Annotated in this window: 16 protein-coding genes; 9 read left to right on the forward strand and 7 right to left on the reverse strand. The window is 65.4% G+C overall.

Annotated elements, in window-relative coordinates:
- The 7 genes from BLS75_RS06425 (at position 1) to BLS75_RS06455 (ending at position 9272) form a co-directional block, all read left to right on the forward strand.
- Positions 1-1059, forward strand: coding sequence for an alpha-ketoacid dehydrogenase subunit beta (locus BLS75_RS06425; protein WP_011060829.1), 1059 nt, complete (start codon positions 1-3; stop codon positions 1057-1059).
- Positions 1060-2364, forward strand: a complete 1305-nt coding sequence (locus tag BLS75_RS06430) for a dihydrolipoamide acetyltransferase family protein (RefSeq protein ID WP_053150929.1) — start codon at positions 1060-1062, stop codon at positions 2362-2364.
- A 3-nt stretch (positions 2365-2367) separates the two neighbouring features.
- Entirely contained in the window at positions 2368-3759 is a 1392-nt protein-coding gene (lpdA, locus tag BLS75_RS06435; protein WP_041117646.1) for a dihydrolipoyl dehydrogenase, read from the forward strand.
- Positions 3760-4047: 288 nt separating this feature from the next.
- Positions 4048-5067 (forward strand): branched-chain amino acid aminotransferase, encoded by a 1020-nt coding sequence (locus tag BLS75_RS06440; protein ID WP_011060826.1) that lies wholly within the window; start codon positions 4048-4050, stop codon positions 5065-5067.
- Positions 5068-5245: 178 nt separating this feature from the next.
- The gene (locus BLS75_RS06445) at positions 5246-5761 is read left to right on the forward strand and encodes a sigma-70 family RNA polymerase sigma factor (RefSeq protein WP_011060825.1); all 516 of its coding nucleotides are present in this window, start codon (positions 5246-5248) and stop codon (positions 5759-5761) included.
- On the forward strand, positions 5758-6759 hold the full coding sequence (locus BLS75_RS06450; RefSeq protein ID WP_239690644.1) for a FecR domain-containing protein: 1002 nt from the start codon (positions 5758-5760) through the stop codon (positions 6757-6759). Before BLS75_RS06445 ends, BLS75_RS06450 begins: the two co-directional genes overlap by 4 nt.
- Positions 6760-6842: 83 nt before the next feature.
- On the forward strand, positions 6843-9272 hold the full coding sequence (locus tag BLS75_RS06455) for a TonB-dependent siderophore receptor (protein WP_083533739.1): 2430 nt from the start codon (positions 6843-6845) through the stop codon (positions 9270-9272).
- 79 nt (positions 9273-9351) lie between these two features.
- Here the strand turns inward: BLS75_RS06455 and BLS75_RS06460 are convergent, their stop codons facing one another.
- From BLS75_RS06460 to BLS75_RS06470, 3 genes are read right to left on the reverse strand one after another with little or no spacing between them, the layout of a single operon-like run.
- Positions 9352-10050, reverse strand: coding sequence for a hypothetical protein (locus tag BLS75_RS06460; protein ID WP_072452294.1), 699 nt, complete (start codon positions 10048-10050; stop codon positions 9352-9354).
- A 12-nt stretch (positions 10051-10062) separates the two neighbouring features.
- Entirely contained in the window at positions 10063-10956 is an 894-nt protein-coding gene (locus BLS75_RS06465; RefSeq protein WP_072452295.1) for a TIGR03915 family putative DNA repair protein, read from the reverse strand.
- On the reverse strand, positions 10953-12173 hold the full coding sequence (locus tag BLS75_RS06470; RefSeq protein WP_019094319.1) for a putative DNA modification/repair radical SAM protein: 1221 nt from the start codon (positions 12171-12173) through the stop codon (positions 10953-10955). The genes BLS75_RS06465 and BLS75_RS06470 overlap by 4 nt, the downstream gene beginning before the upstream one ends.
- A 177-nt stretch (positions 12174-12350) precedes the next feature.
- Between BLS75_RS06470 and BLS75_RS06475 the strand changes: the two genes are divergently transcribed.
- Positions 12351-13001, forward strand: a complete 651-nt coding sequence (locus BLS75_RS06475) for an SEL1-like repeat protein (protein ID WP_019094320.1) — start codon at positions 12351-12353, stop codon at positions 12999-13001.
- Positions 13002-13055: 54 nt separating this feature from the next.
- On the opposite strand, the gene BLS75_RS06480 is transcribed toward BLS75_RS06475, so the two are convergent.
- The gene (locus tag BLS75_RS06480) at positions 13056-14006 is read right to left on the reverse strand and encodes a DMT family transporter (protein ID WP_072452296.1); all 951 of its coding nucleotides are present in this window, start codon (positions 14004-14006) and stop codon (positions 13056-13058) included.
- Between the two features lie 111 nt (positions 14007-14117).
- Here BLS75_RS06480 and BLS75_RS06485 point away from each other — a divergent pair, with 111 nt between their 5' ends.
- Positions 14118-14915 (forward strand): AraC family transcriptional regulator, encoded by a 798-nt coding sequence (locus BLS75_RS06485; RefSeq protein ID WP_019094321.1) that lies wholly within the window; start codon positions 14118-14120, stop codon positions 14913-14915.
- Between the two features lie 11 nt (positions 14916-14926).
- On the opposite strand, the gene BLS75_RS06490 is transcribed toward BLS75_RS06485, so the two are convergent.
- From BLS75_RS06490 to BLS75_RS06500, 3 genes are read right to left on the reverse strand one after another with little or no spacing between them, the layout of a single operon-like run.
- Entirely contained in the window at positions 14927-15724 is a 798-nt protein-coding gene (locus BLS75_RS06490) for a transglutaminase family protein (protein WP_011060817.1), read from the reverse strand.
- The gene (locus BLS75_RS06495; RefSeq protein WP_072452297.1) at positions 15721-16671 is read right to left on the reverse strand and encodes an alpha-E domain-containing protein; all 951 of its coding nucleotides are present in this window, start codon (positions 16669-16671) and stop codon (positions 15721-15723) included. Before BLS75_RS06495 ends, BLS75_RS06490 begins: the two co-directional genes overlap by 4 nt.
- A 3-nt stretch (positions 16672-16674) precedes the next feature.
- Positions 16675-18084 carry a circularly permuted type 2 ATP-grasp protein gene (locus tag BLS75_RS06500; protein WP_011060815.1) on the reverse strand — a complete coding sequence of 470 codons (1410 nt, stop codon included), beginning with the start codon at positions 18082-18084 and terminating at the stop codon, positions 16675-16677.
- Positions 18085-18414: the final 330 nt, after the last annotated feature.

Raw genomic sequence — 18414 nt, forward strand, 5'->3', positions numbered from 1 at the left:
ATGAACGATCACAACAACAATATCCAGCTGGACACCGCCATGACCACCACCACCATGACCATGATCCAGGCCCTGCGCTCGGCCATGGATGTGATGCTCGAGCGTGACGACAACGTCGTGGTATTCGGCCAGGACGTGGGCTACTTCGGCGGCGTGTTCCGCTGCACCGAAGGCCTGCAGGCCAAGTACGGCACCTCGCGGGTGTTCGACGCGCCGATCTCGGAAAGCGGCATCGTCGGCGCGGCCATCGGCATGGGCGCCTACGGCCTGCGCCCGGTGGCGGAAATCCAGTTCGCCGACTACGTCTACCCGGCCTCGGACCAGATCATTTCCGAAGCCGCGCGCCTGCGCTATCGCTCCGCCGGCCAGTTCACCGCGCCCATGACCCTGCGCATGCCTTGCGGCGGCGGCATCTACGGCGGGCAGACCCACAGCCAGAGCATCGAGGCGATGTTCACCCAGGTCTGCGGCCTGCGCACCGTGATGCCTTCCAACCCCTACGACGCCAAGGGCCTGCTGATCGCCTCCATCGAGAACGATGACCCAGTGATCTTCCTCGAACCCAAGCGCCTGTATAACGGCCCGTTCGACGGCCATCACGATCGCCCGGTAACCCCCTGGTCGAAACACCCGGCGGCCCAGGTACCGGACGGCTACTACAAGGTGCCGCTGGACGTGGCGGCCATCGCCCGCCCGGGCAAGGACGTGACCATCCTCACCTACGGCACCACCGTCTACGTGTCGCAAGTGGCGGCCGAGGAAACCGGCATCGACGCCGAGGTCATCGACCTGCGCAGCCTGTGGCCCCTGGACCTGGACACCATCGTCAAGTCGGTGAAAAAGACTGGCCGTTGCGTGGTGGTACACGAAGCCACCCGTACCTGCGGTTTCGGCGCCGAACTGGTGTCGCTGGTGCAGGAACACTGCTTCCACCACCTGGAAGCCCCGATCGAGCGCGTCACCGGTTGGGATACGCCGTATCCCCACGCGCAGGAGTGGGCATATTTCCCAGGGCCGTCCCGAGTGGGCGCGGCGCTGCAACGGGTCATGGAGGTCTGAATGGGCACGCACGTAATCAAGATGCCGGACATCGGCGAAGGCATCGCGGAAGTTGAACTGGCGCAGTGGCACGTCAAGGTCGGCGATCAGGTAGTGGAAGATCAGGTTCTGGCAGACGTGATGACCGACAAGGCGATGGTCGACATCCCCTCCCCGGTGCACGGCAAGGTCATCTCCCTGGGCGGCGAGCCCGGTGAAGTGATGGCGGTGGGCAGTATCCTCATCAGCATCGAGGTCGAAGGCGCGGGCAACCTCAAGGAATCCGCCCAGGCAGCCGCACCGGCGGCAAAAGAGCCGGCAGCTATTAATAAGCCCGTGGCCGCCGCGCCAGTGGCCCAAGCCCCCAAAGCGGAAAAACCCGTCGCCAGTCCAGCAGCAGCCTGCCGCCCAGCGCCCCAGGCACCGGTGGCCCGGGAAGCCGACGAGCGTCCGCTGGCCTCGCCGGCGGTGCGCAAGCACGCCCTGGACCTGGGCATCCAGCTGCGCCTGGTGCAAGGCAGCGGCCCGGCCGGGCGCATCCTGCACGAAGACCTGGACGCCTACCTGGCCCAGGACAGCCAGCCGCTCAAGGGTTACTCGGCGCCAGGGGCCGGCTATGCCGAGCGCCATGATGAAGAGCAGATCCAGGTCATTGGCATGCGCCGCAAGATCGCCCAGCGCATGCAGGAGTCCAAGCATCGCGCCGCGCACTTCAGCTATGTCGAGGAAGTGGACGTCACCGCCCTGGAAGAGCTGCGCATCCACCTCAATGAAAAGCACGGCGCCACCCGCGGCAAGCTGACCCTGCTGCCGTTCCTGGTGCGGGCCATGGTCGTCGCCCTGCGCGACTTCCCGCAGATCAACGCCCGCTACGACGACGAGGCCCAGGTCATCACCCGCCACGGCGCGGTGCACGTCGGGGTCGCCACCCAGAGCGACGTCGGCCTGATGGTGCCGGTGGTGCGCCACGCCGAAGCCCGCAGCCTGTGGGGCAACGCCGAGGAAATCGCGCGCCTGGCCCAGGCCGCTCGCAGCGGCAAGGCCGCCCGGGATGAACTCTCCGGTTCCACCATCACCCTCACCAGCCTCGGCGCGCTGGGCGGGATCGTCAGCACGCCGGTGCTGAACCTGCCGGAAGTGGCGATTGTCGGGGTCAACCGCATCGTCGAGCGGCCCATGGTGATCAAGGGCCAGATCGTGATCCGCAAGATGATGAACCTCTCCAGCTCCTTCGATCATCGGGTGGTCGACGGCATGGACGCTGCGCAATTCATCCAGGCCATTCGCGGCCTGCTCGAACAACCCGCCACGCTGTTTGTGGAGTAAGACATGCAACAGACTCTCAATACCCAACTGTTGATCATCGGCGGCGGCCCTGGCGGTTATGTGGCGGCCATCCGCGCCGGCCAGCTGGGCATCTCCACCATTCTGGTGGAGGGCCAGTCCCTGGGCGGCACCTGCCTGAACATCGGTTGCATCCCGTCCAAGGCGCTGATCCATGTCGCCGAGCAGTTCCACCAGACCCGCCACCACAGCCAGGGCTCGGCCCTGGGCATCGAAGTGGCGGCGCCAACCCTGAACATCGGCAAGAGCGTGGAATGGAAGGACGGCATCGTCGACCGCCTGACCACCGGGGTCGCCGCGCTGCTGAAGAAAAACAAGGTCCAGGTGATTCAGGGCTGGGCCAGGGTCATCGACGGCAAGACCGTGGAAATCGAAGGCGCCGATACCCGCATCCAGTGCGAGCACCTGCTGCTGGCCACCGGTTCGAAAAGCGTCAACCTGCCGATGCTGCCCATCGGCGGGCCGATCATTTCCTCCACCGAGGCCCTGGCACCCAAGACCCTGCCCAAGCGCCTGACCGTGGTCGGCGGCGGCTACATCGGCCTGGAACTGGGCATCGCCTACCGCAAGCTCGGGGTCGAAGTCAGCGTGGTGGAGGCCCAGGAACGTATCCTGCCCGCCTACGACGGCGAACTGACCCAGCCGGTGCTGGACTCGGTGAAGCAGTTGGGGATCAAGCTCTACCTCAAGCACAGCGTGCTGGGCTTCGATGCCGCCAGCAGCAGCCTGCAGGTACGCGAACCCAATGGCGATACCCTGAACCTGGCCACCGACCAGGTGCTGGTGGCCGTGGGCCGCAAGCCCAACACCCAGGGCTGGAACCTGGAAAGCCTGAACCTGGACATGAACGGCGCGGCCATCAAGATCGACCACCGGTGCCAGACCAGCATGCGCAACGTCTGGGCCATCGGCGACCTGAGCGGTGAGCCGATGCTCGCGCACCGGGCCATGGCCCAGGGCGAGATGGTCGCCGAGCTGATCGCCGGCAAGCACCGGGAATTCAACCCGGCAGCGATCCCCGCGGTGTGCTTCACCGACCCGGAACTGGTGGTGGTGGGCAAGACCCCGGACGAGGCCCGCGCTGCCGGCCTGGATTGCATCGTCAGCAGCTTCCCGTTCGCGGCCAATGGCCGGGCCATGACCCTGGAATCGAAAAGCGGTTTCGTGCGGGTGGTGGCCCGAAGTGACAATCACCTGATTGTCGGCTGGCAGGCAGTGGGAGTCGGAGTCTCCGAATTGTCCACGGCGTTCGGCCAATCCCTGGAAATGGGCGCGCGCCTGGAAGACATCGGCGGCACCATCCACGCCCACCCGACCCTGGGTGAAGCGGTCCAGGAAGCGGCGCTACGGGCACTGGGCCACGCCCTGCATCTGTAACCACTCAAGGGGCACACAGGACAGTGCCCAGGTAGGAGCGAGCTTGCTCGCGAAAGGGCTGACGGGGATAGCCAAGCGTCCGCGCCGGGGCCTTCGCGAGCAAGCTCGCTCCTACAGGGGGTATGGGGCTGTTAGGGGGGAAGCTTCATAAGCAGGCTAAGTTTTTTTGCGCCCCCTCCCATCGTCCGGGATGCGGCACGCCCCCGGAATGCAGTATTGTTGTGCCCATCCAAAAAAACGTCAGAAGCCTTGAGCCGTTCCGACGGTTGTTAAGCGATAGAGGGTGTCATGGGTAACGAAAGCATCAATTGGGACAAGCTGGGTTTTGACTACATCAAGACAGACAAGCGCTATCTGTCGCACTGGCGTAACGGCGAGTGGGACGCAGGCACCCTGACTGAAGACAATGTGCTGCACATCAGCGAGGGCTCCACCGCCCTGCACTATGGCCAGCAATGTTTCGAAGGCCTGAAGGCCTACCGCTGCAAGGACGGTTCGATCAACCTGTTCCGTCCGGACCAGAACGCCGCACGCATGCAGCGCAGCTGCGCCCGCCTGCTGATGCCGCAGGTCTCCACCGAACAGTTCATCGAAGCCTGCAAGGCCGTGGTCAAGGCCAACGAACGCTTCATCCCGCCCTACGGCACCGGCGGCGCGCTGTACCTGCGCCCATTCGTGATCGGCGTCGGCGACAACATCGGCGTGCGCACCGCGCCGGAGTTCATCTTCTCGATCTTCGCCATCCCGGTCGGCGCCTACTTCAAGGGCGGCCTGACCCCGCACAACTTCCTGATCTCCAGCTACGACCGCGCGGCGCCTCAGGGCACCGGCGCGGCCAAGGTCGGTGGCAACTACGCCGCCAGCCTGATGCCCGGCGCCCAGGCCAAGAAGGCCAGCTTCGCCGACTGCATCTACCTCGACCCGCTGACCCACAGCAAGATCGAGGAAGTGGGTTCGGCCAACTTCTTCGGCATCACTCACGACGACAAATTCGTCACCCCCAACTCGCCATCGGTTCTGCCGGGCATCACCCGCCTGTCGCTGATCGAGCTGGCCAAGACCCGCCTGGGCCTGGAAGTGGTCGAAGGCGACGTGTTCATCGACAAGCTGGCGGACTTCAAGGAAGCCGGTGCCTGCGGTACTGCCGCGGTGATCACGCCGATCGGCGGCATCGAGTACCAGAACAAGCTGCACGTGTTCTACAGCGAAAAAGAAGTCGGCCCGATCACCCAGAAGCTCTACAAAGAGCTGACCGGTGTGCAGACCGGCGACGTCGAAGCGCCAGCGGGCTGGATCGTCAAGGTCTGATTCCCCCCCTGCTTCAGCCGAGCCCGCCCCTGGTTGCCAGGGGCGGGCTTTTTCATGCCTGGAATCTGCCTCTTCGTTCCGGGCAGACCAGCGTCAGACTTTTCTTGCGGAGCTCTGGCAACGATCTATATGATAAGCGTTATCATTTGCAGCCTCCCGACCCCGGTAATTTTCCGCCATGCCTGCTCCCGCCCAAGCCAGCGATCTGACCCAGCTGTATCGCCAGCAACATCAGTGGCTGAAGAACTGGCTGCGCCTGCGACTGAATTGTTCCCACAGCGCTGCCGACCTGGCCCAGGACACCTTCCTGCGGCTACTGGCCAAGCCTGAGCCGGTGCAGATCCAGGCGCCCCGCAGCTTCCTGGCGAAGGTGGCGCAGAGCGTGCTGAGCAACCACTACCGGCGCCAGAAGCTGGAGCGGGCCTATCTGGAGGCCTTGCAGCACGTCCCCGCGCACGTGGTGCCGGACCTGGAAACCCAGGCCATCCTCCTGGAAACCCTGATGCAGCTGGACGCCGTGCTTGAACGTCAGGAACCTGCGGTGCGCCAGGCATTCCTCTGGTGGCAACTCGAGGGCCTGGGCCATGAGCAGATCGCCGAGCGCCTGCAAGTCTCGGTGACCACGGTCAAGCGCTACATCATCAAGGCCGGTGCCCAGTGCATCCTTCTCGACGACAGCCTGGGCTCGCTGTGAATCATCCACTGAGCAGCAACGCAAATGCAGAACCCCAGTCCATCGACATCGCCATGGCCGAACAGGCCATGCAATGGCAACTGGACCTGCAGGAACCCCAGGTCAGTGCCGCCACCCTCGCCGCCTGGCACCGCTGGCGCCAGGCCCACCCTTTGCACGAAAAAGCCTGGCAACGGGCCGAAACCCTAGCTCAACGCCTGCAGCAGGTGCGCAGCCAGGGCCACAGCGAGCTGGCCCGGGCCACCCTGGTGCCAAACCTCGGCCGCCGTCGTGCCCTCAAGCAACTGGGGCTGCTGCTGGTCACCGGCGCCGGTGCCTGGGCCGCGCGGGACACAGCCCTGGTACAGGACTGGAGTGCCGACTACAGCACCCGGGTCGGCCAACAGCGGCGTATCACCCTGGCGGACCAGACCCGGGTCCAGCTCAACACCGATACCGCCATTGCCCTGCGTTTCGACCGCGAGCAACGGCGCATCAAGCTACTGCGTGGCGAACTGCTGCTGACCCTGGCACGCCAGGATTCGCTCCCGGCCCTCCACGTGGAAACCGCCGAAGGCTGGATTGAAACCAGCACAGCACGCTTCAGTGTGCGCCAGCTGGCCGGGCGCACCGAACTGTCGGTGTACCAGGGCAACCTCACCCTGCGCCCCCGGGATGGCGGGCAGCCAGCACTGTCCCTGGGAGCCGGCGAACAGGCACGCTTCAACCGCCAGGGCTTGCTGCTGCGCCAGGCACAGAACGCCACGCAACCGGCCTGGAGCCAGGGCATGCTGGTGGCCCAGGGCCAGGCCCTGGCGCAGTTCCTGGAAGAACTGGGCCGCTACCGTCACGGGCACCTGGGCTGCGATCCAAGCCTCGCCCAGTTGAAGGTTTCCGGCACCTTCCCCCTGGCCGACACCGACCGCGTGCTGTTCGCCGTGGCCCGGACCCTGCAACTGGAGGTGCGCCAGTTCACTCGCTACTGGGTCACCCTCAAGCCCCATACCGCCCTGAGCTGAAAATAATGTTGCAACAAGGTGGTCTGTTTTTCGTGCTGGCGAGACTTACCCCCCAGAACATTCATTTGCATGGGGAGCAACACATGTCATCTGCAGTAACGCAGCGCCGCCACCGAACCTTTTCACTCAAGCAGAATCTGGCCGGCGCCGTGGCCCAGGGCCTGGTCTGCCTTGGCGCAAGCACCGCGACCGCGCTGTTGCCCACCTGGGCGCTGGCAGCAGAACAGGCCCAGGTCGAGTTCGATATTGCCCCCGGCAACCTGGCCAGCGCCCTCACCCGCTTCGGCCAGAGCGCGCACATTTTGCTGTCCTACCCGGCGAGCCTGACCGAGGGCCGCAGCAGCCCCGGGCTGCGCGGCCGACATGATGTCGACAGCGGCCTGGCCCTGCTGCTCAGCGGCACCGGGCTGCAAGCGGTGCGCGGCGCCAACGGCGACTACTCCCTGCAAACCCGCGGCAACGGTGCCAGCCTGGAGTTGAGCCCAGTATCGATCTCCGGCAAGGCGCCGGGCTCCACCACCGAAGGCACCGGCGAATACACCACCTATTCCTCCAGCAGTTCCACACGCTTGAACCTGACGCCCCGGGAGACCCCGCAGTCGATCACCGTGATGACCCGCCAGCGCCTGGACGACCAGAACCTCAGCACCCTCACCGACACCCTGGAAGCCACCCCGGGGATCATCGTCACCCGCGACGGCCTGGGGGCGGAAACCGACAGCTACTGGTCCCGAGGCTTCGCCATCCAGAACTACGAGATCGACGGCGTCCCCACCAACACCCGCCTGGACAACTACTCCCAGAGCATGGCCATGTACGACCGGGTGGAAGTGGTGCGCGGCGCCACAGGCCTGATCAGTGGCATGGGCAACCCGTCGGCGACCATCAACCTGATCCGCAAGCGCCCTACCAGCGAGGCCCAGGCCAGTATCACCGGCCAGGCCGGCACCTGGGACCGCTATGGCGGCGGGGTCGACGTCTCCGGCCCACTGACCGACAGCGGCAATGTGCGCGGGCGCCTGGTGGCCGACTACAAGACCGAAAGCGCCTGGGTCGACCGTTTCAAACAACAGACCCAACTGCTGTACGGCATCAGTGAGTTCGACCTCAGCGAGGACACCCTGCTGACCCTGGGCTTGAGCTACCAGCGCACCGACGTCGACTCGCCGCTACGCACCGGCCTGCCGACGCGTTTCAGCAGCGGTGAGCGTACCGACTTCAAGCGCTCCACCAACACCTCCCCGGACTGGTCCTACAACGACCACCAGCAGACCAGTTACTTCGCCTCCATCGAACAGCAGTTGGGCAACGGCTGGAGCGGCAAGGTGGAGTTCACCCACGCCGAGAACCAGTTCGACGAGCTGTTCAACTTCGCCATGGGCTCGGTCAACAAGGACGGCAGCGGCCTTACCCAACTGCCGGTGCGTTTCTCCGGTACCCCGCGCCAGGACAACCTCGACCTCTACCTCACCGGCCCCTTCAGCCTGTTCGGCCGCGAGCATGAGCTGATCGGCGGCATGACCCTGTCCCAATACAAGGAGCGCACCCCGAGCTGGGGCGGCTGGCGCTATGACTACGCCGGCTCCCCTGCCGGCCCCATCGACAACCTGTTCGACTGGGACGGCCACTCGCCCAAGCCCAGTCAGAACGTGAGCGGCAAGGCGTCGATCGATGAAAACCAGTACGCCGCCTACCTGACCTCGCGCCTGAGCCTGACCGACGACTTGAGCCTGATCCTCGGTAGCCGGGTCATCAACTGGAGCAGCGACAGCTCCGACCGCCCCTACGGCGGCGACGAAACCAAGGTCAAGCGTGAAGAAAACGGCGTGTTCATTCCTTACGCCGGGGTGGTCTACGACCTCGACGACACCTGGTCGGTGTACGCCAGCTACACCAGCATCTTCAACCCCCAGGCGTCCTGGGTGCGCAGCGAAGACAACAAGCCCCTGGACCCGATGGAAGGCAAGGGCTACGAAGTCGGGATCAAGGGCAGCCACTTCGACGGCCGCCTGAACTCCAGCCTGGCGCTGTACAAGCTGCAACAGGACAACCTGGCGATCTGGCAGCACGACAACGTCTACAGCTCCGAGCAGGACACCACCTCCAAGGGCGTGGAACTGGAGTTCAACGGTGAGCTGGCCGAAGGCTGGCAAGCCTCCGCCGGCTACACCTACTCGGTCACCACTGACGCTGATGACCAGAGGATCACCACCGGTGTACCGCGCAACAGCTTCAAGACCTTCACCAGCTATCGCCTGCAAGGTCCGCTGGACAAGCTGACCGTGGGCGCAGGAGTCAACTGGCAGAGCAAGATCGGCGGCGACCTGCACACCTTCACCCAGGGCAGCTACGCGGTAACCAACCTGATGACACGCTATGACATCAGCCGCAACCTCAGTGCCTCCCTCAACCTGAACAACCTGTTCGATCGCACCTACTACAGCAACGCGGGTTCCTACGGTAACTACGGTGCACCGCGCAACCTGATGACCAGCTTCAAGTACAGCTTCTGATGACCGCCGAACCGCGCCGGGGCTGAGCCCGTCGCGGCCTGCGCAACCTGCCTTCGTCATGACGAAGGCAGGTTCGGTGCTAGAGGCCGATACCGAACAGCGCCAGTACCCGTCGCGACCCATCCACCACCAGCAACGCGGCCTGGGATGCCATCAAGGTGTAGAAAAAGCTCGCGATCAACACGCAGAGCTCGAACCAGACGAACATCGGCCAATTGCTGGCGCGCAGCGGCCGCTCCTGCATGAGCTGCCTCACGCCGTTGCGTGGCAGGTGATAGACGATCTCGAACACCTTGGTCTCGCGAAAGTTCTTGAACACTGCATACATCACGGCAAAGCCGGTGACAGCCGCCATCCACCAGAAACCGACCAGTTCCACCCCGCTCTGCCCCTGGGACTGGAGGCTGGCGCTCTGTTGAAAAAAATGCATGCCCACCGCTGAAACCAAAGGCATCACGACCCCGAAGTAGACCACCAGCCCCAGGCTGGCCATGGCCACACCGCTGGCAAACACACTGATGCGGATCACCCAGGCGAGGAACCCGGGGGAAAACTTCGAATAGGCCCTCTGGGTTTCGATCACCAGCAAGGGGATCAGCATGGTCAGCACTCCAACCGCGATGTCCACGACCTTGAACCCGGTCTTGGGCAGCAGCAGCGCCGCCAGGAAGGTCACGCCGCGGCTGCCCACCCGCCACATCATCTTCGCGTCGTCAGTCACTCCCTTCGACCAGAATTCCTCGGTAATGCCCTTGCCGTCATCCAAGCCGTCATCCATTGGCTGCCTGCCTCATTGTTCAAAGCCGCTCATTGTCAGGGAAGGCCCTGGGGCCTGCCCAGCGCTATCGCCGCGCGGCTGGCCGATCCGCTTGCCTGGCCGGGCTGCCACCTGGCTGGCCTGCCCGTCGCGCTGTTTGCCGTGGCGAGCCTGGTTGATCAGTGCCGGAATCAGCGGCCCCTCCGGCAGGTGCTTCCAGAAGCGCGCCGGCAAGTGCCCCTGCATCACCCGGGGGTTGAGCCGCGCCGGGTTGAAGATATGGCTGTAGTAGGCCAGCCACAGCTCGCCCCCGGGGTCTTCGCCGGCCTGGGCCAGTTGCCGCCAGGCGCTGGGGCAGCGCCTCTGGTGGTGCAGTTGCGTACCGTCGAAATACACCCCGTCCCGGGGCGTGGCGATCATCCAGCGGTGGCGCCCCATGCGCCCGATGAAATGCCGGCTGGCCTGGGCCAGGATGTCGTGGGCCGGCTCGTGCCAGGCCACGTATTCAGGCTGCTCGGCCAGCTGTGAGCGGCCCGCGGGCAAGCTTACGAAGCGCACGAAGGCATGCAGGTGATGGGTCTCGCGGTCGACTTGCTTGATTCGCCGCTGCAACTCGCTGCCCAGTTGATCGCCGCTGAGCATGGCCGTGCGGTCGCCATGGCTGACCCGCCACAGCACCTCGTACAACAGGCTCCAGCGCTGCTCGCCGCGATAGCAGGCGGCCCGTTCCAGCAGCTCCAGCAGGGCCAGGGGAATCCGTGCACGAAACGGACCGGGCTGCTCAGGGCAAGCCTCATCGCTGGCGAACAGATCGGCCTCCTGCGTCCCGGACCAACTGACCCGGCTCGGGTCGATGGAATGGCTGAGCAGCCAGCGCGCCTGCTGGCGCCAGGTGTCGAACAGGTCGTCACAGTCCAGGCTGATCATCCCCAGAGCCCCATCTGCTGCGGTTGCGGGCGTTCCCGCAGTTGCTGGTAGAGCAGCGTGCTGCTGGTCTCCGCCTGCTGCGGGTGATAGTCGCTGGTGATAAAGAACGGCCTGGCCTTGCTCAGCACACAGCGCATGCGCGCCAGGTCCTCGTAGCGGATACGCCGCTCGCGGCGCAGTTCCACCAGGCGCTGGGTAGTGCGCAGGCCGATCCCCGGAATGCGCGAGATCAGCGCCGGTTCGGCACGGTTCAGGTCCAGGGGAAACACGCTGCGGTTGTCCAGGGCCCAGGCCAGCTTGGGGTCCATGTCCAGGGCCAGGTGCCCCGGCCCCTGGAACAGTTCGTTGGCGCTGAAGCCATAGCCGCGCAGCAGGAAGTCGGCCTGGTACAGGCGGTGCTCGCGCATCAGCGGTGGCGCGGCCAGGGGTACGCTTTTCGGGCTGTTGGGAATCGGGCTGAAGGCCGAGTAATAGACCCGGCGCAGGCGGAAGTTGCCGTACAGCGCCTCGGCGCTGTGGAGGATGGTGCTGTCGTCGGTGTCATCGGCGCCGACGATCATCTGGGTGCTCTGCCCGGCCGGGGCGAAGCGCGGCGCCCGGGGCTCGTTGAGCACCGTCTGCTCGCCGGTATAGATGGTGCCCATGGCCTGCTTGATCGAACCCAGGTGCTTTTCCGGGGCCAGGGCCTTGAGGCCCTGGTCGGTGGGCAGCTCGACGTTGACGCTGAGGCGGTCGGCGTAGCGCCCGGCCTGCTCGATCAGCAACGGATCGGCGTCGGGGATGGTCTTGAGGTGGATGTAGCCACGGAACTCGTGCTCTTCGCGCAGCAGCCTGGCCACCTGCACCAGTTGCTCCATGGTGTAGTCCGCCGAGCGGATGATCCCCGAGCTGAGGAACAGCCCGCTGACGCAATTGCGCCGGTAGAAATCCAGGGTCAGGTGCACGACTTCCTCGGGGCTGAAGCGTGCCCGGGGTACGTCGCTGGAACGGCGATTGACGCAGTACTGGCAGTCGTAGAGGCAGAAATTGGTCAGCAGCACCTTGAGCAGCGAGACGCAGCGCCCGTCCGGCGTATAGCTGTGGCAGATGCCCATGCCATTGCTCGAACCCAGCCCGCTCTTGCCTTCGGAACTGCGCTTGGGCGCGCCGCTGCTGGCGCAGGAAGCGTCGTACTTGGCGGCGTCGGCGAGGATGCTCAGCTTGTCGATCAGTTGCATGGCTAGGCCCGGATACTGTTTTTATATACAGTACAGAGAAAAACCCCGGGACCACAAGAGAGCTGCAGGGGGCAAATTGAAAAAAAACCTCTCGCCACCCCGTCGGCAGCCTGGAGCTATTGGCGAAAATCCTTAAGATACCCCCGCGCCCACGCCCCCTGGAAAGGACTCTGCCCCATGCATCGCCTCTACCGTTTCTGCCTGTTCGGCATGGCCTTGCTGTCGAGCATTGCCGCCAGCGCCGCGCCCACCGACCAGGAACTGATCGCTGCCCTGTACGCCAAAGTCCAGGCCCGTCAGGACTGGCAGGCCCAGGCCAGGCAATGCCCCGGCGACAACATGCCGGCCAGGGCCGCGATACGGGCCACGCAGGCCAACCGCTGCGAAACCCCGGAGCAGCTGGGGGCCTGCCTGCAGCGCTGCGAAGCCGGCGACGGCAACGATTGCTACTGGCTGGCAACCACCCTGCAACAGGCCAAAGGGCCTGCCGAAGGCTATGAACCGCTGTACCAGCGCGCTTGCAGCCTGGGCCTGGTCTCCGGCTGCACCAACCGCGCCGCCGGCATGCTCACGGCCGACGCCGACAGCCAGGGCACCCGGCACTGTGCAGTGCAGACCTTCAACAAGGCCTGTGAGCTGGATGACCCCTGGGCCTGCACCATGTACGGCTTCCACCTGAGCCGGGGCATAGGCGTAGCGCCCGACGCCGATCTGGCGCTGAAGGTGCTGGATAAATCCTGCAAGCACGGCCCCGCCGACCCTGCCTGCAGCGGTGCCCGCCAGTTGCAGGAAGACATTCGCAACGCCCTTGAAGCGGCGAAACGCTGAATCGTCCCGGGAACGGTCTCGCTGGCAGGAGCCGACTTGCCAGCGCCCGGGCGTTCAAGAACTGCGCGGCGCCACCGGGCTTTCGCGATTGCGCTTGAAACGCTGGCGCAGCCATTCGTAGCCGCTGACCATGACAATCCCCGCCAGCACCAGCAACGCGCCGAAAATGAAGTTCGGCTCCAGCGGCTCATGCAGCAGCCAGACCCCGAAACCGATGCCGAACAGCGGGGTCATGAACGACAGCACGCCCAACCGCGAGGCCGGGTAGCGGCGCAGCAGGGTGAACCAGATCAGGAAGCTGGCGAACGACACCACCAACACCTGAAAGCCCAGGCTGGCGACCACCAACGGAGTGAAACGGATGCTGGTCTGATCGGTCAGCAGCGCCGCCAGCCCGAGCCAGACAAAGGCCCCCAGCAGTTGATACTGCAGGGTCCGGGTGGTGGGGCTGGAGGCTAGCCGCGAACAGCGCACCACCACGGTGGTCGCGCCCCAGGCGACCCCGCCCAGCACCCCGAGAAAATCCCCCAGCAGCACATGGCTGCCACCGCCGTGCCCGGCCGCGGCGGGGCCGCTAAAGGCCACGACTATGCCACCAAAGGCCACGCCGATACCCAGCCACTGCGCGGGTTTCAACCGCTCGGCCGGCATCAGCCAGTGCAGCCCCAGGGCGGCGAAGATCGGCGCGGTATAGAGAAAGATCGCCATGTGCGAGGCCGTGGTGTAGCGCAGCCCTTCACCCACCAGCAGAAACTCCAGGGCGAACAGCCCGCCCACCAGCAGGCCCGGGCGCCAATGGCCGTCACCCAGCCCCAGGCGCTCGCCGCGCCAGCACATCAGCAGGCCCACCAGCAGCGCCGCGCCGCCGGAGCGCAGGGCAATCTGCAGCACCGGGGCGATGTCCGACGCAGTGGCCTTGAGCGCCACCTGCTGCAGGCCCCAGATCGCGCACAGGCCAACCATCAGGCTGCAGGCGGTGGCATCCAGGGGTTGGCGAGTGGCCATGGCAGATCCTTCATCGAGAAAACGTGATGAAGGATTGTCCGCCTGACAGTTTTCCTAGATATAGTTTTAATCCGCCAGCCCATAGCACTTATCCGCCAACCGGTGCCCGACATGAACAAAGCCGCGCAACAGTTGCACCTGCCGCCTTTCAGCGAAGCCCTGCCGGCGCCGATCTTCTTTCGCGCGGCCAATCTGCCGGCCCACGCCACCTACCCGCGCCACCGCCATCCGTGGGGCGAGTTCGTCTATGCCTACAGCGGGGTGATGGAAATCGAGCTGGGTGACCACCATTACCTGGCGCCGCCGCAGTACGGCATCTGGCTGCCGCCGAATGTCGAGCATATGGGCTTCAACCGCCACGAAGCCTGCCACTGCTCGCTGTACCTGGCGCCCGAGCTGTGCACCGCCCTGCCCGCCCGGCACTGCGCCCTGAGCCTCAGCCCGCTGGTCCTGGCGCTCCTGGACGACTTGCGCCAGGCGCCACCGGGCCTGCCCCAGAGCGACGAGCAACAGCGCCTGCTGCAGGTGCTGGTGGACAAGCTGGGGCATGCCTCCTGCGCCGGCAGCTACCTGCCCTCTTCCGACGACCCGCTGCTGGGCCCGGTGCTGCGCACCCTCAAGGCCAACCCCGGCGACCCGCGCTCGCTGCCGCAACTGGCCCATGCCGCCAACACCAGCGAACGCACGCTGATGCGGCGCAGCCAGCGCGAGCTGGGCATGTCACTGGTGGAATGGCGCCAGCGCCTGAAAGTGGTGCAGGCCCTGGCCCTGCTGGAACAGGGACGGACCGTGGAAAGCATCGGCCTGGACCTGGGCTACAGCAGCGCCTCGGCCTTTATCAGCATGTTCCGGCGGATGATGGGCACCACCCCGGATGAATACCGCCGCCAAGCCATGGGGCGCGACTGAGCCCGGCGCGCCTATTGATGCTGCACCTGCATCATGGAACTGACCTGCACCTGCGCGTGCATCTGCTCCGCCCCGCCACCGCGACGCATGCCGCGTACCGGGCAGGCGTCCAGATAATCCAGGCCCACCGCCAGTTTCAGGTGGCGCTCGGGGCGGTCCAGGCGGTTGGTCACGTCGAAGCTGTACCAGCCGTCATCCAGCCAGGCTTCGGCCCAGGCATGGCTGGCCAGGTGGCTCTGGTCCTCGGTGCACAGGTAGCCGGACACGTAGCGCGCCGGTATGCCCAGGCTGCGGGCGCAGGCCAGGAACGCATGGGTGTGGTCCTGGCAGACGCCGGCGCCGCCGGCAAAGGCTTGCGCGCCGGTGCTGCCGACCCCGGTGGCGCCAGGGCTGTAGGGCATGTGCTCGGCCAGGGCCTGCATCAGCTCGATCAGCGCGGCGCGATCGCGGCGCTCGCCACAATGCTGTCGGGCAAAGTCGCTCAGGGCCGGGTCGGCCTTGCTCAGGTGGCTGCTGCGCAGGAACGGCAGCGGCGACTGGCTGTCGCCCTCCACTTCGCGCAGCGGGTCGATCTGCACTTCGCCGAAAGCGCTGAGGACGATCGCGCCGTGGGGCTCGTCCAGGGTCATGACGTGGAGGATGTTGCCGTAGGGATCGCGCTGGGCACGCACCCGCCGCGGCAGCTCCAGGTGCCATTGGAGGATCTGCTGGCGCAGGCTGTTCTGGGGCGTCAGGCGCAGGAACTGGATGCTGGTGCAGACTTCATCGGTGTAGCTGTAGGTCGTGTCGTGACGAATGGACAGTTTCATACCACCTCCAGATAGGACTCGTGCACGGTTTGCCCCAGGTGGCGGATCTGAGCGATGCAGTCGGTCAGCCACTGGTGCAGCCCGGAGTCGAGAATCTCGTTGATCCCGGTGTAGCGCAGCCGCGCATTCAGCTCGGCGGCCAGGCGCTGGGCCGGGCGGCCGTTGTCCCCCGGCAGGGCGGCGAGGATCTGGTCCAGCGCCTCGACGCAGGCGTGCAGCGAGCGCGGCACATCGGCGCGCAGCAGCAGCATTTCGGACACCTGCTCGGCCCCCGGGGCATTGCGGTAGATCTCGTTGAACGCCTCGAAGGAGGACAAGGCGCGGAGCAAGGCGCTCCACTGGTAGTAGCCGCGGGCCGAATCGTCGCTGACCTCCTCGGACTCCTCGCCGAACATTTCATAGCGCGCATCCAGCAGGCGCAGGGTGTTGTCGGCGCGTTCGATAAAGGTTCCCAGGCGGATGAAGCGATAGGCATCGTTGCGCATGATGGTGCCGGCGGTAGCGCCGCGGAACAGGTGCGAACGCTCCTTGACCCACTCGCAGAACTGGCTGATGCCATAGCGCCCCAGGCCGTTGCGGGCGATGTTGCGCATCTCCAGCCAGGTGGCGTTGATGTTTTCCCACATGTCGGCGGTGATCCGCCCGCGCACCGCGTGGGCATTGCTGCGTGCCGCGCGCAGGCAGCAGTAGATGCTGCCCGGGTTGCTCTCGTCGAGGGCGAAGAAATGCAGCATGCGCTCGCTGTTGAGTTCGCCGTGGCGCTGGTGGTAATCGTCCAGGGTGCCGGCGGCCAGCAGCGACATGGCCAGTTCGGCCTGGCCGTCGCCGCGCCCGGCCTGGGGCATCAACGACAGCGAGTAACTGACTTCGAGCATGCGTGCCAGGTTCTCGGCACGCTCCAGGTAGCGGGACATCCAGTACAGATCGGCTGCGGTTCTTGAAAGCATGGTTCAGTCCTCCACCACCCAGGTGTCTTTGGTCCCGCCGCCCTGGGACGAGTTGACCACCAGCGAGCCCTCGCGCAACGCGACCCGGGTCAGGCCGCCGGGCACCAGGCGGGTTTCCCGGCCCGAAAGCACGAACGGCCGCAGGTCGATATGCCGCGGCGCGATGCCGCTTTCGACAAAGGTCGGGCAGGTGGACAGCGACAGGGTCGGCTGGGCGATATAGGCCTCGGGCCGGGCCTTGATCCGCACGCGGAATTCCTCGATCTGCGCCGCCGTCGCCGCCGGCCCCACCAGCATGCCGTAGCCGCCGGAACCCTGGGTTTCCTTGACCACCAACTGCGCCAGGTTGGCCAGCACGTGGGACAGTTCGGCGGGCTTGCGGCACTGCCAGGTGGGCACGTTCTTGAGGATCGGTTCCTCGCTGAGGTAAAAGCGGATCATCTCGTCCACATAGGGGTAGATCGACTTGTCGTCGGCCACCCCGGTGCCCACGGCATTGGCCAGCACCACGTTGCCGCAGCGGTAGGCGGCGATCAGCCCGGGCACCCCGAGCATGGAATCGGGGTTGAACGACAGCGGGTCCAGGTAGGCGTCATCCAGGCGTCGGTAGATCACGTCCACCGCCTGGGCACCGGCGGTGGTGCGCATGTACACCCGGTCGTCACGCACGAACAGATCGGCGCCTTCCACCAGTTCCACGCCCATCTCCCGGGCCAGGAACGCATGTTCGAAATAGGCACTGTTGAAGCGCCCCGGGGTCAGCACCACCACGGTCGGGTTATCCAGGGGGCTGGAGCTTTTCAGGGTGTCCAGCAGCAGGTTCGGGTAATGGTCGATGGGCGCGATGCGCTGGGCGGCGAACAGTTCGGGGAACAGGCGCATCATCATCTTGCGGTCTTCGAGCATGTAGCTGACACCGCTGGGGGTGCGCAGGTTGTCTTCGAGCACGTAGTAGCTGCCGTCGCCGTCGCGCACCAGGTCGACCCCGGCGATATGGGCATAGATGCCGCGGTGCAGGTCCAGTCCCTGCATCGCCACCTGGTAGCCCTCGTTGGCCAGCACCTGTTCGGCGGGGATGATGCCTTCCTTGAGAATCCGCTGGCCGTGATAGAGGTCGGCGAGGAACAGGTTCAGCGCCTGCACCCGCTGGATGCAGCCGCGCTCCACGGTGCGCCATTCGCTGGCCTTGATGCTGCGGGGAATGATGTCGAAGGGAATCAGGCGCTCGGTGCCCTGCTCGTCGCCGTACAGGGTGAAGGTGATACCGGCGCGGTGGAACAGCAGGTCGGCTTCGCGCCGGCGCTGGTCCAAAAGTTCCAGAGGAGTGTCCGCCAGCCAGCGGGCAAACCCCTGGTAGTGAGGCCGGCAGACGCCATCGGCAGCATACATTTCATCAAAGAAAGCGCGGGACATAGCCAACTCCTTGCCGTGACGTGAACGGCTTTTTATTTGAACCCTGTGTGTGCGTGACCCGGCTTCGAGCGTGAGGGGCCCAGCCCCCCTGAAAGAGTGATAGCAATCGCTATGCCGCAAATGCACGGTGCGCCGCCCCGGAGGTGGCCCGTGGCAAAAATGACCGTTTAGCGACAAATAGATTCAAAAAAGAGACACAAAGAAACCTGGAGAACACCCAGCAGCAAAGCCCCAGCAGCGTAGCCGGCGCCGTTCGCGGCTCTGCGCGAACAGAATCGGTGCACAAAGCCCCCGCGCTGAATGTTTTGCCCCGTTATCGGGAGTTTTCCG

It is taken from the genome of Pseudomonas sp. NFPP12 (genome assembly GCF_900103205.1).
In the GTDB taxonomy this organism is placed as follows: Bacteria; Pseudomonadota; Gammaproteobacteria; order Pseudomonadales; family Pseudomonadaceae; genus Aquipseudomonas; species Aquipseudomonas protegens.

Excerpts from the sequence above, each read along its gene's own strand:
- BLS75_RS06430 (WP_053150929.1), top strand. The coding sequence starts at position 1,060 with ATGGGCACGCACGTAATCAAGATGCCGGACATCGGCGAAGGCATCGCG.
- BLS75_RS06470 (WP_019094319.1), bottom strand. The coding sequence starts at position 12,173 with ATGCAACTGATCGACAAGCTGAGCATCCTCGCCGACGCCGCCAAGTAC.
- BLS75_RS06465 (WP_072452295.1), bottom strand. The coding sequence starts at position 10,956 with ATGATCAGCCTGGACTGTGACGACCTGTTCGACACCTGGCGCCAGCAG.
- BLS75_RS06480 (WP_072452296.1), bottom strand. The coding sequence starts at position 14,006 with ATGGCCACTCGCCAACCCCTGGATGCCACCGCCTGCAGCCTGATGGTT.
- BLS75_RS06485 (WP_019094321.1), top strand. The coding sequence starts at position 14,118 with ATGAACAAAGCCGCGCAACAGTTGCACCTGCCGCCTTTCAGCGAAGCC.
- BLS75_RS06490 (WP_011060817.1), bottom strand. The coding sequence starts at position 15,724 with ATGAAACTGTCCATTCGTCACGACACGACCTACAGCTACACCGATGAA.
- BLS75_RS06440 (WP_011060826.1), top strand. The coding sequence starts at position 4,048 with ATGGGTAACGAAAGCATCAATTGGGACAAGCTGGGTTTTGACTACATC.
- BLS75_RS06455 (WP_083533739.1), top strand. The coding sequence starts at position 6,843 with ATGTCATCTGCAGTAACGCAGCGCCGCCACCGAACCTTTTCACTCAAG.
- BLS75_RS06445 (WP_011060825.1), top strand. The coding sequence starts at position 5,246 with ATGCCTGCTCCCGCCCAAGCCAGCGATCTGACCCAGCTGTATCGCCAG.
- BLS75_RS06500 (WP_011060815.1), bottom strand. The coding sequence starts at position 18,084 with ATGTCCCGCGCTTTCTTTGATGAAATGTATGCTGCCGATGGCGTCTGC.
- BLS75_RS06460 (WP_072452294.1), bottom strand. The coding sequence starts at position 10,050 with ATGGATGACGGCTTGGATGACGGCAAGGGCATTACCGAGGAATTCTGG.
- BLS75_RS06495 (WP_072452297.1), bottom strand. The coding sequence starts at position 16,671 with ATGCTTTCAAGAACCGCAGCCGATCTGTACTGGATGTCCCGCTACCTG.
- BLS75_RS06425 (WP_011060829.1), top strand. The coding sequence starts at position 1 with ATGAACGATCACAACAACAATATCCAGCTGGACACCGCCATGACCACC.
- BLS75_RS06475 (WP_019094320.1), top strand. The coding sequence starts at position 12,351 with ATGCATCGCCTCTACCGTTTCTGCCTGTTCGGCATGGCCTTGCTGTCG.
- lpdA (WP_041117646.1), top strand. The coding sequence starts at position 2,368 with ATGCAACAGACTCTCAATACCCAACTGTTGATCATCGGCGGCGGCCCT.